This window comes from Pseudomonas paracarnis, assembly GCF_904063055.1.
Classification (GTDB): Bacteria; Pseudomonadota; Gammaproteobacteria; order Pseudomonadales; family Pseudomonadaceae; genus Aquipseudomonas; species Aquipseudomonas paracarnis.
The window spans coordinates 205,939-221,293 of record NZ_CAJFCN010000005.1 but is presented as its reverse complement, the minus strand read 5'-3'; the positions used below and the strand labels follow the sequence as shown (position 1 = coordinate 221,293).

14 protein-coding genes are annotated in these 15,355 nt (G+C 61.6%); 1 reads left to right on the top strand and 13 read right to left on the bottom strand.

Annotation, left to right across the window (positions count from 1 at the left end):
• Positions 1–2: 2 nt before the first annotated feature.
• The 7 genes from JMV15_RS13240 to JMV15_RS13210 form a co-directional block, all read right to left on the bottom strand.
• Positions 3–887, bottom strand: coding sequence for a glycosyltransferase (locus tag JMV15_RS13240; RefSeq protein ID WP_032904058.1), 885 nt, complete (start codon positions 885–887; stop codon positions 3–5).
• Complete coding sequence (locus JMV15_RS13235; protein WP_038448612.1) at positions 884–2,032, bottom strand: glycosyltransferase family 4 protein; 1,149 nt, start codon at positions 2,030–2,032, stop codon at positions 884–886. Before JMV15_RS13235 ends, JMV15_RS13240 begins: the two co-directional genes overlap by 4 nt.
• Positions 2,033–2,117: 85 nt before the next feature.
• Complete coding sequence (locus JMV15_RS13230; protein ID WP_020301645.1) at positions 2,118–3,524, bottom strand: PIG-L family deacetylase; 1,407 nt, start codon at positions 3,522–3,524, stop codon at positions 2,118–2,120.
• Positions 3,521–4,417, bottom strand: coding sequence for a GNAT family N-acetyltransferase (locus JMV15_RS13225; protein ID WP_038448610.1), 897 nt, complete (start codon positions 4,415–4,417; stop codon positions 3,521–3,523). Before JMV15_RS13225 ends, JMV15_RS13230 begins: the two co-directional genes overlap by 4 nt.
• Positions 4,418–6,175: a carbamoyltransferase family protein gene (locus JMV15_RS13220; protein WP_201491586.1), complete on the bottom strand. Its 1,758-nt coding sequence runs from the start codon at positions 6,173–6,175 to the stop codon at positions 4,418–4,420.
• A gap of 142 nt (positions 6,176–6,317) precedes the next feature.
• Positions 6,318–6,674 carry a YceK/YidQ family lipoprotein gene (locus JMV15_RS13215; RefSeq protein ID WP_014716633.1) on the bottom strand — a complete coding sequence of 119 codons (357 nt, stop codon included), beginning with the start codon at positions 6,672–6,674 and terminating at the stop codon, positions 6,318–6,320.
• A gap of 56 nt (positions 6,675–6,730) precedes the next feature.
• Entirely contained in the window at positions 6,731–7,057 is a 327-nt protein-coding gene (locus tag JMV15_RS13210; protein ID WP_019818311.1) for a YceK/YidQ family lipoprotein, read from the bottom strand.
• Between the two features lie 189 nt (positions 7,058–7,246).
• Here JMV15_RS13210 and JMV15_RS13205 point away from each other — a divergent pair, with 189 nt between their 5' ends.
• Positions 7,247–9,334, top strand: a complete 2,088-nt coding sequence (locus tag JMV15_RS13205) for a TonB-dependent receptor family protein (RefSeq protein ID WP_201491584.1) — start codon at positions 7,247–7,249, stop codon at positions 9,332–9,334.
• Between the two features lie 98 nt (positions 9,335–9,432).
• On the opposite strand, the gene JMV15_RS13200 is transcribed toward JMV15_RS13205, so the two are convergent.
• From JMV15_RS13200 to waaC, 6 genes are read right to left on the bottom strand one after another with little or no spacing between them, the layout of a single operon-like run.
• Positions 9,433–10,884, bottom strand: coding sequence for a lipopolysaccharide kinase InaA family protein (locus JMV15_RS13200; protein ID WP_014716630.1), 1,452 nt, complete (start codon positions 10,882–10,884; stop codon positions 9,433–9,435).
• Positions 10,884–11,636, bottom strand: a complete 753-nt coding sequence (locus JMV15_RS13195) for a lipopolysaccharide kinase InaA family protein (RefSeq protein WP_014716629.1) — start codon at positions 11,634–11,636, stop codon at positions 10,884–10,886. The genes JMV15_RS13200 and JMV15_RS13195 overlap by 1 nt, the downstream gene beginning before the upstream one ends.
• A complete protein-coding gene (locus JMV15_RS13190) occupies positions 11,633–12,367 on the bottom strand; it encodes a lipopolysaccharide kinase InaA family protein (protein ID WP_003187993.1) in 735 nt (244 codons plus the stop codon). The genes JMV15_RS13195 and JMV15_RS13190 overlap by 4 nt, the downstream gene beginning before the upstream one ends.
• The gene (rfaP, locus tag JMV15_RS13185) at positions 12,367–13,173 is read right to left on the bottom strand and encodes a lipopolysaccharide core heptose(I) kinase RfaP (protein WP_201491582.1); all 807 of its coding nucleotides are present in this window, start codon (positions 13,171–13,173) and stop codon (positions 12,367–12,369) included. The genes JMV15_RS13190 and rfaP overlap by 1 nt, the downstream gene beginning before the upstream one ends.
• On the bottom strand, positions 13,170–14,294 hold the full coding sequence (locus tag JMV15_RS13180) for a glycosyltransferase family 4 protein (protein ID WP_014716627.1): 1,125 nt from the start codon (positions 14,292–14,294) through the stop codon (positions 13,170–13,172). Before JMV15_RS13180 ends, rfaP begins: the two co-directional genes overlap by 4 nt.
• Positions 14,294–15,355, bottom strand: a complete 1,062-nt coding sequence (gene waaC, locus JMV15_RS13175) for a lipopolysaccharide heptosyltransferase I (protein WP_014716626.1) — start codon at positions 15,353–15,355, stop codon at positions 14,294–14,296. The genes JMV15_RS13180 and waaC overlap by 1 nt, the downstream gene beginning before the upstream one ends.

Below are 15,355 nucleotides of genomic sequence, written 5' to 3'. Positions count from 1 at the left end.
ATTCAGCTCTTCTTGAGCGGCGCCAGATACAACCGCACCAGCCCACGCAAGGTCTTGCGCCCCCAGAACTTCAACGGGATCTGCTTGAGAATCTCCCGCGCCAACGGGCGGTCGCGGTCAGCGGTCTTGAGGAACATCGAGTTCAGGAAGTTGTAGCGAACCGCGTCATAGGCCGGGTGCTCGCTGAACTTCGCGTAGGTCTTGAGGATGTTCTGGATCATGTAGCGGTGGTTCTTGTACGTGTTGTTAGCGTGCTGGCGATACTTGGCCATCACCACGTCAAGGGCGTCGATGGTATAGCCCGCCGCCGTGATCTTCAGTTGGATCAGCAAGTCTTCCAGGGGAATCTGTGGGTCGAAACCACCGACCTCCTCCAGCACTTCGCGACGTATCAGCATGGTCGGCGCCGGTGGAAACGGTTTGCGGTCCAGGAACAGGTCGTCGAAATCCAGACAGCGAAACGGCACGTCGCGACGCTGTTTCTTCTCCGGGTGCAGGTTGCCATCCCCGTCGATCAGCTCGATATTGCCAGCACACATGCCCACCTTCGGCTTGCCGTCCATATACGCCACCTGGGTGGCAATACGGTCCGGCAACATGATGTCATCCGAGCCGAACGGTGCGATCAGGCTGCCCTTGGCGCGAGCAATCGCACCGTTCAAGGTGGCGCTGAGCCCTTGATTCTGCTGCACCTGGAAATCAAAGCCGTGCTCGGCCTGCAAGCGCTGGATGCGTTCGACGCTGTCATCCTTGGAGCCGTCGTCGACCACCAACAGCTCGATATTGGGGTAGGTCTGCCCCAGCACACTAAGAATACTTTGCTCGATGTACTGGCCATGGTTGTAGGAAGCGATGATCACCGAGACCAGGGGTTGTGGCTGATTCATGCTCTACCTACTTCACGCAAACCGGTTTCAATCAGGGTCAGGTACTTGTGCTTGAACTCGTCGAGGGTGTGGTTGGCCTCCAGATAGCGGAACACCTCCTCCCCCTTGGCGCGCAATTGTTCATCGCTCAAGGCCAGGTAAGTATCCAGGGCCGCAGCCAGTTGTTCGACATTGCCCGGGTCGTGGGACAAGCCGCCCGCGCCCTGCACCAGCGGCAGCATCGCCGGGCCGTTGGAGGCAATCACCGGCAGATGGCCGCTCATGCCTTCCAGCAAGGCCAGGCCCAGACCTTCGAACAGCGACGGCATGGCCCAGATATCGAAGCCACGCACGTACTTCATGCCGTCTTCGCGAAAACCCAGCAAGTGCGCACGGCCGGTCAGGCCCAGGCGCTCGATGTCGGCGCGCAGGTCGGCTTCGGCACGGCCGGAACCAATGATGCCCACCTGCGCCTCAGGGTATTTGTCCTTGAGCGTGGCGAAGGCTTGCAGCAGATGGGTATGACCCTTGATCGGCACGAGGCGGCCCAGGGCACCAATCATCCGTGCATCCATGGGCAGGCCCAAGGCCTTGCGTGCGTCTTCACGGGACAGCTGCAAAGCCTCTGCCTGGGGAATGTCGATCGCGTTGGTGACGTAGGTGGTGTTCTCACGGGTGAAGCCGCAGTTGAGGTCTACCAGGTAGTCCTTGACCGCTTCGGACACACCGACAAAGCGCCACGCCGGGCTGACCCAGCGCTGGGTCTGACGTCGACGGTAACCACGGGCGTACTCGCCAAAGCCGTGGGAGATGCCGATGCACAGCGGGATCTTCAACCAGCGGTTGAGCGACAGCATCATGTTCACCGACTTGAACCGGTTACAGATGACCACGTCGAACTTCTGCTCACGGCAGTATTTGTAGATCTGCCACATGGCGCCAAAGCGAATACCCTTGAGAGACTTCTCCGGCAGCTCGAAATAGTGGGAGTGCTCGGCCACGCTCAGGGGCTGGCCGGGCAGCGGGCGCCCACTGAGAAATCCGGAGGTCACCTCGAAACGCTCAGCCGGCAGGGATTTGACGATTTGCTCACCCAAGTCCGCGAAGTCATGGGTCTTGACGTTGTAGTCCGGCTGTAACTGCAAAACCTTGAAACGAGGCTTCATAACTCTCCATGCAGCGATCTGGCTACGGGCACGCAGCCCGGTAAAAAGGGCGGCAGGCGCATAACGGCCCGCCTTCAATCGGCTCTCAGTCCTGCTTCAGGACCCACAACAGCTCGTGGCGGCGCACGGCCTTGCGAAAGAATTCGTTCTCGCCATAGGGCGATGGACTACGGCCCGCCAGCAGTTGCTGCAACCACCTACGCACTCGACGCTTGAACGGCGCTGGCGGCTGCAGGTCGTGCATCATGCCCAGGGCCATGGCCTTGTCCTGCTGCTGGCTCAAGGCGAGGGCGAAACTGCACGGCACCAGCTCCACAGCGCCATCGAAACGCGGCGGCAATGCTACGCCAGCGCCGGAATCGCCCATGGGCCAACGGTCGTTATCATGCAGGTGATTGGCGTAGCCGAGCAATGTGTCGGGCTGCCACGCCAGGCCCTGCAAGGCTTCCAGCACTGCCGCATGGGCGCAGATATGGTCGGCGTGGGGGTCCAGCAACGGCGTGGGCAACACGATGACCTGGGGCCGCGCCTTGAGCAGCAGCGCCCGCAGATCGGCGATCAGGTTGTGCCAAGTCGGCGCGCCATCAGCATCGCCAGGCAGGGCAAAACCATTGAACTGGCGAAACAGCCGCGTATCGGCCAAATCGGCTTCGCGCGAGGCTTGAGGCTGATCCGGCGCGACCTGCATGGCTTGCAACTGCATGCAAAAGTAGCCCAATTGCACGCACTGCGCCTCGGGCACGCCCGCCCAGCGGGGCACGGCGACGCTGTCCCAGGCGCGCAAACGGCCCTTGAGGCGCGCAGCTTCAGCCTTGGGCAGGCCCATGTGCTGATAATGCTCGGCTTCGATTTCACCGGCGGTCAGCGTGACGATCCAGCTTTCAGTCGCCTGGCTGTAAAGGCTGAACGCAGCCAGCTCGGCATCGTCGGCATGGGGCGCGATCACCATCACACGTTGCTGGCGATAGTCGGGCTGGCGAAAGCGCCACAGCGTCGGCTGCCCCTTGATCCGGCAAAAACGCCCGCGCAAGTGGAGCTTGCCCGCCGCCAAGTCTTCGGCGGCGCCGGTCAGGTTCAGATAACGCCGCCCAGCGACGCCGCGTTCGAAGGTTTGCCGGTCCGGGCTTGCCAGGCCCAACAGGTCTACCGCAGGGTCGAAGAAACGCCCCAGCCAGGTACTTTTCAACTCAATGCCGACGATCAGGGTTTCCTCCGCCGCCAACGGCGCATCCAGCAACAGTCGGCCCGCCTCCAGGCGCAAGCCGGGTTGTTCGCTGCCGGCCGGGAACGCGTACTCATAGCTGTCTTTGGGCGAGTAAAACAGGTGATCGGCAAACCAGGCCTCATGGGCGGCCCACAACAGCACCGCAAGGATCAGCGGCAACCACCAGGCAACCAGTACGCCGGTCGCGACCAACACCAGCACGCCGATCAGCAGCGCAATACGTTTGTTACGCCGATGGCGCTTGAGCAGTTGCTGTTTGCGGCTCATACGCTGAACACCGGCACCGGGTTGCACCAGCGTTCCTTGTATTCACGGTCGGAACGCCCGAAGGAGAAGCGCAGTGACTTGTTCACCGCCCGCGCCTGTTCCCAGGCACTTTGGGTATTGAGGAAACTCAGCACACTGCCAGGGCTGAATGCACGGGTTTCAGGGTCGACGCCGCCGTTGACATACTCGGCGCTGAACCACTCGTTGGACTGCACCTGATACACCAATTGCACTGCAATCGGCGCGTCGTTCAGAAACAGCACCGAGCCGAACAGGAATTCCTTGAGCAACTCCAGCACCTCGGCCAGACGCGCCGCGCCCGCCGCCGGGAAGCCCCAACGACGCTGGAACAGGTCGCAATAAATCGCCGCCAGTTCTACGCTGGAAAACTCACTGACCGCCCGTACCACGCCGCCCGCCTCTTCCAACAGGCGCAGTTCACGCCGCTGGTTATAGCGAAACTTCTTCGACAGGTCTTCGGGCGTGCGCGCCATGGCCAATTGCTCGGCCTGAGGCTTGAGGGTGCTCACGCGCCCCTCGTTCAGCGCCGAGAGGTAGCGCGCACGGTGCCGTAACGGTACCTGCGCATCGGTGGCAATCGGCAGGATGATCTCGGCGTTGCCCAGGTCAAACAGGCCTTTCTTGCCGCTGCGCTTGAGCACGTCCTTGGACAGCGCCAGGTCGCGCCCCCAGGTGGCGATCGCCCCCTTGAACTCACCACCTTGCTCCCAGCCCAGGTAGCGCACGGGTATCTGCGCCAGGCCGGCCAGCCGCTCGATCACCTGGGGATGGGTCGCCACGCTGCCGCCGTAACGCTGCCAGGCCTGGGCGTAAACCTCGGCCTCGACAGGCGCCCAGCCACGTTCACGCCAGCCCTGGAAGCGGTTCAGCATTTAAACCACGGCGTCATAAGGGTCCACGCCGTCCTTGACCACCAGGATGTCTTCCATGATCAGGTACTGCAGGTCCGAGCCGAAGAACATGTTCAGCGCGTCGGTCGGCGAGCAGATCATCGCTTCGCCACGACGGTTGAGCGAGGTGTTCAGGGATACGCCGTTACCGGTCAGCACTTCCAGCTCTTTCATCATGTCGTAGTAGCGCGGGTTGTATTCGCGCTTGAGCACCTGGGCACGGGAAGTACCATCTTCGTGCACCACTTCCGGTACACGGGTCTTCCACTCTTCGGCGACTTCAAAGGTGAAGGTCATGAACGGCGCCGGGTGATCGACCTTGATCATCTGTGGGGCCACGGTGTCGAGCATCGACGGGCAGAAAGGCCTCCAGCGCTCGCGGAACTTGATCTGGTGGTTGATGCGATCCGCCACGCCGGTTGCACTTGGGCAACCGATGATCGAACGACCGCCCAACGCACGCGGGCCAAACTCCATGCGGCCCTGGAACCAGGCTACCGGATTGCCGTCGACCATGATCTTGGCAATGCGCTTAGGCATGTTCTCGATCTTGCGCCAGTTCGGCTTGCTCTCGTGCTTGGCGCACGCGGCAATCACGTCTTCGTTGCTGTAGGACGGGCCGAGGTAGACGTGTTCCATCTTCTCGACCGGTACACCACGAGCATGGGACACGTAGGCCGCCGCACCGACGGCGGTGCCGGCATCACCGGAAGCCGGCTGTACGAACAGCTCTTTGACGTCGTCACGGGCAATGATTTTCTGGTTCAGCTTGACGTTCAGCGCACAGCCGCCGGCGAAGGCGAGCTTGCCGGTGTCCTTGAGGATGTCGCCCAGGTAGTGGTCGATCATCTGCAAAGCCAGTTTCTCGAACAGCGCCTGCATGCTGGCCGCGTAGTGGATGTACGGCTCGTCGGCGATGTCGCCTTCGCGTTTCGGCCCCAGCCACTCGATCAGTTTTGGCGAGAAGTAGAACCCCTTGCCCTTCTCTTTGTAGCGGCGCAGGCCGATGACGTTGGCGTAGTCGGTGTTGATCACCAGTTCGCCGTTTTCAAAAGAGGCCAGGCGCGAGAAGTCGTATTTGCTGGCATCGCCGTACGGCGCCATGCCCATGACCTTGAACTCACCATCGAGCATCTCGAAACCGAGGAACTCGGTGATTGCGCCGTACAGGCCGCCGAGGGAGTCCGGATCGTAGAATTCCTTGATCTTGTGGATCTTGCCGTTTTCGCCGTAGCCAAAGAAGGTAGTGGCGTACTCGCCCTTGCCATCGATGCCCAGGATCGCGGTTTTTTCCTGGAAGCCCGAGCAGTGGTAGGCGCTGGCTGCGTGAGCCAGGTGGTGTTCAACCGGTTCGATCTTGATTTTCTTAGGATCGAAGCCCAGTTGCTCCAGGCACCAGACGATCTTGTTGCGATAGCGTTTGTAACGACGGTTGCCCATCAAGATCGCGTCGAGGGCGCGGTCCGGGGCGTACCAGTAACGCTTGGCGTAGTGCCAGCGCGCCTCGCCGAACAGGCTGATCGGGGCGAACGGGATCGCCACCACGTCAACGTCCGAAGGCTTGATGCCAGCCTGCTCCAGGCAGAACTTCGCCGACTCGTAGGGCATGCGGTTCTTTGCATGTTTGTCGCGTACGAAGCGCTCTTCTTCGGCGGCCGCAATCAGCTTGCCGTCGATATACAGGGCTGCGGAAGGATCATGGCTAAGGGCGCCGGACAGGCCAAGAATCGTCAATGCCACTGGGGTCTAGCCTCTTTTAGTCTGCATGCAGGCGCATCGCGCCTGAAAAAAGTGTGCCTCTCGCCTGGGCGAGAAACAGCTAAAGTGCGGGATTATAGCTTAAAAGCAGAGGGAAGCTGTTAGCGGCAAGCGCCGAGAGGGGCTAGCGGAAGATCTCGATGCTGCCGTCCTTGTTCTGGCGGTAGATCGTGTAAGGCAGCATCAGGGTGTCCATGACACCAGAGGCGACAAATTCAATCGCGATGATCGGGAAAGCATTGCCTTGGCGATCCAGCAGGCTTTGGTCCTTCAGGCTTTTGTCCGGTGCGGGCTCGCCATTGAGGGTACAAAAGCCGTAGATCACCCCACTGTAGATACGCGGCACGTTTTCGCAGTGACTGCGCGACTCCTTGAGATTCTGGCTGGCCACGGCATCCGGACGCAAGACGGTATTGATCGTTCCGCAACCGGAGGCCATTAACAAGGTTGAAACCAGCAGTACTTTGAAACCACGACTCACGGACTACTCCTTTCGCCCAGTAAATGGGCTGGGCAGGTGCTTTTATACCCATAGGCTTATGAACGGCCTGGACGCCAATAGATGCTGATATTACCGTCGGCCGATTGTCGATAAATCGTATAGGGCAAAACCACCGTATCGGCAACCGCGGACACCGCAATATCTACGAGCACGAAGGGTATGAGGAACCCGGTGGGGTCCGGGGCCGCGTGCAGCATGCAGAAATCAAACGCCACGCCGCTGTAAGCGCGGGGAATGGATTGGCAATAGGTTTTTACGAGCCTGAGCTCACGCGCCGTGTCGCCCTCTTTGCGCATGACGCTATTAACGGTTCCACAACCGCTTAATAACAGCGCAACGACACTTATACCCAGCGCAGCCATTCTTTTTCTTTTCATATCCGAGCCTCGCAAACGGTCAGCCACGCTAGCACCGAGAGATTGGCTCATTCATCCGAGAAGCACCGCCACATTGCGTGGGAAAAATCCGAAATGGTAAAACTTACCTGACTGTTTAAACTTGCGCACTTTTTGCGCGCCTTCACTATGCGTGCCCGAGACTCTGGCTGCCTCATGAAAAAAACGCACGCTCGCATTTCCCTCTTGCTGCCTGGCCTGCTGGCCTTGAGCACCACAGCGCAAGGCGAGGACTCGCCACTGATACTTGACCCCAGCGTGGTCACCGGTTCGCGCAGCGCCAGCCCAACGTTTGATTTGCCCTACTCCGTGGACGGCATCAGCCGCGAACAGATCAGTGACGGCCAACTCGGCATCAACGCCTCCGAAGCCCTGTCCCGCGTGCCCGGCCTGGTGGTGCAGAACCGCCAGAACTATGCGCAGGACCTGCAAATTTCTTCCCGAGGCTTCGGCGCCCGTTCAGCATTCGGCGTGCGCGGCATCAAGCTGATCGCCGACGGCATTCCCGCCAGTACCCCGGACGGTCAGGGCCAGGCCGCCACCTTCAACCTCGACACCGCCGAGCGCATCGAAGTGTTGCGCGGCCCGGCGGCGACGCTGTATGGCAGTAACGCCGGCGGTGTTATCCAGATGTTCTCCCGCGACGGCGAAGGCCCGCCGCGCATCGGCGCCGAAACCCTGGTGGGCAGCGACGGGCTGAACAAGAACCACCTGAGCGCCGAGGGCGCGGCGAATGGCGCCGGGTTTGTGCTCGACGCCTCGCGCATGGACACCAACGGCTACCGCGATCACAGCAGCGCGCGCCGCGACCAGACCTTCGCCAAGCTCAATTTCCAGCCCGATGACGACAGCAAGCTGGCGCTGATCTACAGCAGCCTGGAGCAGAACGGTACGCAGGATCCGCTGGGACAAACCTGGGCAGCGTACAAGGCCGACCCGCGTTCGGTGAGCGCCAATGCGCTGAACTACAACACGCGCAAAAGTATCGATCATCAGCAATTGGGGATGAATTACGAGCGGTATTTCGGTGGCGCCACCTTGCAGGTCAATGCCTACACTGGGCGCCGTAGTGTGATTCAGTACCTGTCGATCCCCAAGGGCACGCCCGCCAACGAACGCGGCGGAGGCGTGGTGCAATTTGATCGAAAGTTCTACGGCGGCAGCGTGCGCTGGATGCAGCCCATCGAAAGCGCGCCTGGCGAGCTGATGATCATTACCGGCCTGGACTTCGACCAAAGCGAGGACAGCCGCCATGGCTATCAGAACTACAGCGGCAATGCCCTGGGCGTGAAAGGCCAACTACGCCGCGACGAAATCGACACGGCTCGCAGCCTCGACCCGTATATCCAAGCCAACTGGGCCCTCGACCGCTGGACCCTGCAAGCCGGCGTACGCCACAGCACGATGCAGATGGACGTTGACGACCAGTTCCTCAGCAATGGCGACGCCAGCGGCAACAAGACCTACCAGAAAAACACACCGTCGATGAGCGTGATGTATGCGTTCACCCCCGACCTGCATGGCTACATCAGCGCAGGCAAAGGCTTTGAAACCCCGACCCAGGCCGAGCAGGCCTATGCACCGGGCAACGCCGAGGGCTTCAACTTCGGCTTGAAGCCGTCTGAAAGTACGCAATATGAAATGGGTGTGAAAGCGCAACTGAACAACACGCGGATCAACGCCGCCGTTTTCCAGATCACCACCGAGGACGAACTGGTGGTGCAGCAATCCATCGGCGGCCGTACCAGCTACCAGAACGCCGGTCGCACATTGCGCCGCGGCTTCGAACTGGGCGTTGAAAGCCAACTGAGCGAGCACTGGAGCACCAGCCTCGCCTACACCCGCCTGCAAGCTCAATACGACAGCGACTTCGTCAATAATGGGAAAACCATCGACAAGGGCAACTACCTCCCCGGCGTGCCACAAACTACCCTGTTCGCCGAACTGAACTGGAAACCACGGGACTGGGTCAGCACCGCCATCGAGGGCCTGTACCGCAGCAAAGTCTACGTAGAAGACACCAACCAGCAAAACGCCGCACCGGCCTACAGCGTCTTCAACTGGCGCGCACGGTTTGAGCAGAAGGTAGAGCACTGGACCTTTCACCAGACCTTGCGCCTGGATAACCTGCTGGATCGCCAGTATGTGGGGTCGGTAATTGTGGGCGACGGCAATGGTCGCTATTACGAAGCCGCGCCGGGGCGGTCGTGGTATGCGGGGGCTGGGGCGCAGTACCAGTTCTGAATGCAGCGCCTGGACGGGCGCCATCGCGGGCAAGCCCGCTCCCACATTTTGACCGCGTTCACAGATCAAGTGTGGGAGCGGGCTTGCCCGCGATAGATTTAACTGCCGACACCCGCCTCTTTGGGCAAGCGCTGGTCAATCACCTGGTACAGCGCACTGCCCTGCGGCCAGTTACGCATAAATCGCGCACGGTCTTTGGCATACGCAGGGGCGAAGCTGGACAGCGAACCGTGCTGGCACATCGCATCCAGGTCAATCATCGCCCAGCGCCCGTCGCTCCAGAACAGGTTATGGCCCTTGAAATCCCCATGGCTGATGCGCTCGCGGATCAGCTCGGCAAACAACTGGTCCAGCGCCTGCAATTCGCTCTCGGGCGCATCGCCGCTTTCAACATACGGCGCAAAGCGCTCGATGATGTCTGGCCCAGGCAGGTATTCGGTGACCAGGTAGGCACGGCTGCGCAACCACAGGAACCGTTTCTCCAGCACCGCCAGCGGCTTGGGCGTGGCGAAGCCCAGGAAGGCCAGGCGGTTGCCTTCGCGCCAGGAGTGCCAGGCGCGGCTCGGGCGCCAGAAGCGCTTGAGCCAATGGGCAAAGCCCTTGATGTTGTAGCGTTTGATAACCAGCGGCCGGCCAGCCACGTCGACCTTGGCCACGCTCGCCGCGCCACCGGTCTTGTACAGGTGACCCTGGTCGAGCAACGCATCGGCCTGCTCCAGCACCGGCACCATGGCGGCTTCTTCTTCGCGGCGGATCGCACGCAAGCCAAAAGCGCCGCGCACCACGCTGAACAGCGTGCATTCGCGGCCGGTCTTGTCCAGGTAGTCTCTCAAACGCCAGGCGCTGACTTTACGCACCTGCTTTTCCAAGGCTTGCATTGGCAAGGCGTGTTCGCCGTTGGCCAGCAAGTAATACACCAGCAACTCTTCGGTAAAGGGCTCGAGGTTCTTGGGCAGTTGGGCGAAGAACACACCGAGGTTCTCCAGCACTCGATTGCGCGACAACGGCTTGCCCGCCTCTTCGACACGAATACCGGCGCCATCGATCAAATACAGCTTGCCATCCTTGCGCAGCAGGTTGTCCAGGTGCAGGTCTTCTTGCCACAGGCCCTTGGCATGCATCTGGGCAATCGCGCCCAGCGCTTCGGCGAGCACAGCGGTTTGTTCGTCCGCCAACGGCGGCAGGTTTTCGACGGCGAGCCAAGCGTCGGACAGGCTTTGGGCCCCCTCGATAAATTCAAACAGCAGCCAACCGCCCTCGCCGTCCTGCAAGCCATCGGCCAGCAGCAACGGCGTGGTCAGGCCCTGCTCAGCCAACAGGCGCACCCCCGTAAGCTCACGCTGAAAATGCCGCGCCGCCTTGTTGCCCACCAACAACTTGGCCAACACCGGGCGACCCCGCCACACGGCGGCGCCCACATAGCGCTGCCCCGGCAACACCCGCAAAAGGCTCAGCAATTGCAATTGCCCAGGGCCGGCGGCATCCGCCAGGTCGAGGGTCAGTGGCAGGCCGGGGGTACGCCCAGCCGTTTTCAGCTCGGATAAACGCATCAGCGGTTCTCCTTATGGCTGCGGCGCGCGGTCAGGCGCTGGTGCCAAGTGGACACCAGGGCACTGTCCTCGGACTGCTCAAGGTACGCCGCCAGCAATTGGCGCACCTGCGCGTCCGACCATTGCGGCGCGCGGCGCAGCAGCGGTTCCAGGTCCTTGACCCGGTCACGCCAGCCAAACAGCAGCGGGCGGGTTTTCTCCAGGTCGATCAACTGCGCGGCATAACCCTCACCGGCAGGCTGCAGGAAAATATGCTTGGGGTAAAAACAGCCATGCACTTGCCCGACGCTGTGCAGATGACGCGCCAGCTTGCCGCACGCCAACAGGATCGCACTGTGCTGGGCTGCGCTCAATTGCGACCACTGCTCCAGCAACGAGTCCAGGTCATTCCAGCCATCCAGCGCACGGGTGAGCAGCATCGCCCGGCGCTCGCCCTTGACCTTGCGTTCACCGAAGAACGCCGCTTGCAGGGCCGGTATACCGAGCTTTCGATACAGGCTGATGTTGCGAAACTCGCGGGCAAAACTCGGCTCGCCGAACGGGCGGTGCAAGGTGCGCGTGAGGTAGTTGCTCTGGCGCTTGAGGTAGTAACCCTGCCCCTCAAGCTCCAGGCGATACACACTGCTCCAACCGTCGCCGCTGGTGTTCGGCTCGTCCACTGCATCCAGTTGCTTGGCCCACAGCGCGTCGAAGGTCGCCAGGCCGTTGCGCTCAAGCAGAGCGCGGTCTTCGGCCGCCAGGAAGTCACTCATTCGCGTCCCTCGAAAAACTTCACCACATGGCGAATTCGCTGTTTGTCCGACGCGGTCAGGTGCGCGCGCTGACGATATTGCAGGTAGAAGCGCAGGCGCTGGGTGGCCGACAAGTGATACTTGGCGACTTTGTCCAGGCAGGCCAGGTCTTTGGTGATGCGGTACTTGAGCCAGAAACCGCGCCAGAAATCACCGTTGGGGCAGTCGATCAGGTACAGGGTGCGTTGGTCGTCCACCAGCAGATTGCGCCACTTCAAGTCGTTATGGGTGAAGCGGTGATCGTGCATGGTGCGCGTGTATTCGGCGAGCTGGCGGCTGATGCCATCGACCCACCGGGGGTCTTTGAGGCGCTCATCGTGACGCTCGGCCAGCACCGACAGATCTTCGGTCTTGGGCAGTTCGCGGGTGATCATGGCGCCACGGTTATAGGCCAGGCCCTTACGGTCCAGGCCCCAGGCCACCACGTCGGCGGTAGGGATGCCCCACTTGGCGAAGCGCTTGAGGTTCTGCCATTCGGACTTCACCCGCGGCCTGCCCAAGTAACGACGCAGGCCCTTGCCGGCACCTACGTAGCGCTTGACGTAATAATTGACCCCGCCACGCTCCACCCGGATCACTTCCGACAACGGGTCGCGGGTCAGCCGCTCGCCTTGCAGGGCGAACACCGCGTCCAGGCTTCCAAAGTCATCCGCCAGGGCGGCGTAGGCAGGTTCCAGATTCCAACCCGCCATCAGATCGCATCCCCATATCGCTGTTTACGCGCATACAGCTTTGCTGCCATGCGTTCCAGCGCAGACAACAGCGCGGTTTGCTCTGCCAGGATCTGGCGCAGCGGCTGCTGGAAGTAGGCCTTGAGAAAACGCAGCTTGTCGCGCTGGGTCAAGCCGATCTCCAACGCGGAGTAATACAGGCCGGCCAGGTCTTTGTTGCGCCAACGCACGGGGATCGTCGCACGTACCTGGGCACGGTGCAGGTCGATCACCGACAGCTTGAGGTTGTCGACGCTGATAGGCCGGTCGGTGTGCAGCAGGAAATGGCACAGGTAGCAGTCACGGTGGTTGACGCCGCCGCGGTGCATCGCGCCCACGGTACGCGCCAGCTCAAGGGTCAAGGCATGCTTGATGGCCGGCACGGGCGGTTGCTTGACCCAGTCCAGGGTCAGGTCTTCCAGGCTGATGATGGGGGTCAGTTCCTGGGTGATGATGAACGAATGCTGGTCGGCCGGGTTGCTGCCTTTTTCACCGAACGCCACGGCGGTCATGGTCGGTACGCCAAGCGCCTGCAAGCGCTGGATCGCCACCCACTCCTGGCCCGCGCCCAACACCGGTAATTTGGCGGTGACCAGGTTCTTGAGGATTTCGCCCCAGCCGATCCCACGGTGGATCTTCACAAAATAAGGCTGGCCCTCGACCACCGTACGCAACGTACGGCGAGCGGCCAGCTCGCGGAACACCTGGCCTTCCAGCTTCTCGACCTCGGCGAACGCATCGCGTCCGGCCCAGAGGGTCCTGAAGGGTTCGGCTAGAATCAACTTCATCGGTTTGGCTCCGCCAGAATCAGGTCCGCAGCGTACTGCGGCATGCTAAAGAGGTCGGCCGTCTCGGCGAAGGCCAGACCATTGCGACTCCAGGTCGCACGCGCTTGTGGGTCGTCGAGCATATCGACCAAATACTGGTTGAGCTGGGTTTGCTCGAACGGCTCGTCCAACACCCGGCCGCTCTGGGCCTTGTCGATGTAGAACGCATAGCCGCACACCTGGCTCACCAGTACAGGGAGGCCGGCGACCACCGCTTCGACCAGCACCATGCCGGCCGCCTCGTTGTACGCAGGGTGAATCAACAGGTCCGCCCCCAGCAGGAAACGCGGAATATCATTGCGGCCCTTGAAGAACTGCACCTGGTCGCCCAGGCCCAGCGCCGCGCTCTGCAATTGGAATACTTTGGGGTCGTCCTGGCCGATTACAAATAGCCGGGTGCGTTTCTTCAGCCGCGAAGGCAGAGCGGCCAGCGCCTTGAGGCTGCGGTCGACGCCCTTGGTCTTGAACCCCGAACCGATCTGCACCAACAGCAGATCATCCTCGGCCAAGCCAAATTCAGCGCGGAACTCGGCGCGGATTTCGGCGGCGTTCGGCGGGGCGCGGCGGTCGCGGGCAATACCCGGTGGCAACAGGTGAAAACGCTCGGCCTGGGTGCCGTAATACTGGGTAAACAGCTGCTGCTGATGCTCAGACAACACCATGATCTGCGTCTTGGCGTTTTTATCGAACACGGCGCGCTCGTATTCGGCAAAGTGCTTGTAGCGCCCGAACCAGCGATACATCGGGTTTCGCAGGGTCTGGGCCTTGTCCTCGAACACACCGTCGGCGGCAAAGTACAGGTCCAGCCCCGGCATTTTGTTGAAGCCCACCACGCGGTCCACTGGGCGCTTGGCCAGGTCGGCCTGGATCCAGGCGTAGAGCTTTTCGTTGCGACGGTGGTTGACCAAGGCCTTGACCGGCGCCACCAGCACCTCAAAGCCTGGCGGGATATCACCTTCCCAGATCAGGGTGTACACCCGAATGCTGTGGCCGCGCTGCTGGCATTCCAGGGCGATGCGCATGAAGTCGCGCTGCAGGCCACCGAAAGGGAAGTACTTGTACAGAACAAAAGCCAGTTGCATCAGTGCTGCTCCTCGGCCAGTAACAACGTGCTCAGCCGGCTTGCAACACGCTCAGGGTTCAAGCGCGTGAAGCACAGGGGCGACTCGCGGGCGATGTCGAACCGCCGCAGGTCGTCGGCAGTGGGTTGATAAGTGCACTGTTTTTGCAGGCAAGGCGCGCACGGCCAGTCGCTGGCCAAGTGAATCTGGCCTTTGCCGTAGGCACCGGTAAGGCCTGGGTTGGTGGGGCCAAACAGGGAAATGGTCGGCACGTCCAATGCCGCCGCCAAGTGGCCAAGGCCGGTGTCGACGGCCACGCAGGCACGGGCGCTCGCCAAGACACGGGCAACGCCCGCCAGGTTGAGCTTGGGCAACACTTCGGTGTTGGGCAGGCCGAGGGCCAGGCGTTCGGCCCGCGCCTTTTCGGCGGCGTTGCCCCACGGCAGCTTTACGTCCACGCCCAGGCGGCCCATGCGTTCGGCCAGCTCGCGCCAATAGGCTTCGGGCCAGTGCTTGGTGTCCCAAGTGGTGCCATGCAACAGCAATACGAACGGTTTTTTCGGCGGCAGGCCGAGCAGCTTTTCAACGCTCAGGCCGTAGTCGCCCAGGCGTTGGGGCAGGTCGTAGCCCAGGGCCACGGCAAACAGCTGGCGCAAGCGCTCCACCGCATGCTGCCCACGGGCCACGGCCAGGCGCCGGGAATAAAAGCGCGCAGCCAGGGGTTCACGCGCAGAGTCTTTGTCGAAGCCAGCGATGGGCGCCCGCACATAGCGCGTCAGCCAGGCGCTTTTGAGCAAGCCCTGGGCGTCGATCACCAGGTCATATTTGGTCGACTGCACCGCCTGCTTGAAGCGCCGCCATTCACCGCTCTTGACGGTTTGCCAGAGGTTCTTGCGCCAGCGGCGAATCGCCACCGGAATCACCTTGTCGACCGCCGGGTGCCAGGTGGGGATTTCGGCAAAGCCTTCTTCCACCACCCAGTCGAACCGAATGCCGGGAATCGCCCGCGCTGCGTCGGTGAGGGCCGGCAAGGCATGGATCACGTCGCCCAGGGATGAGGTCTTGATTACCAGAACCCGCAA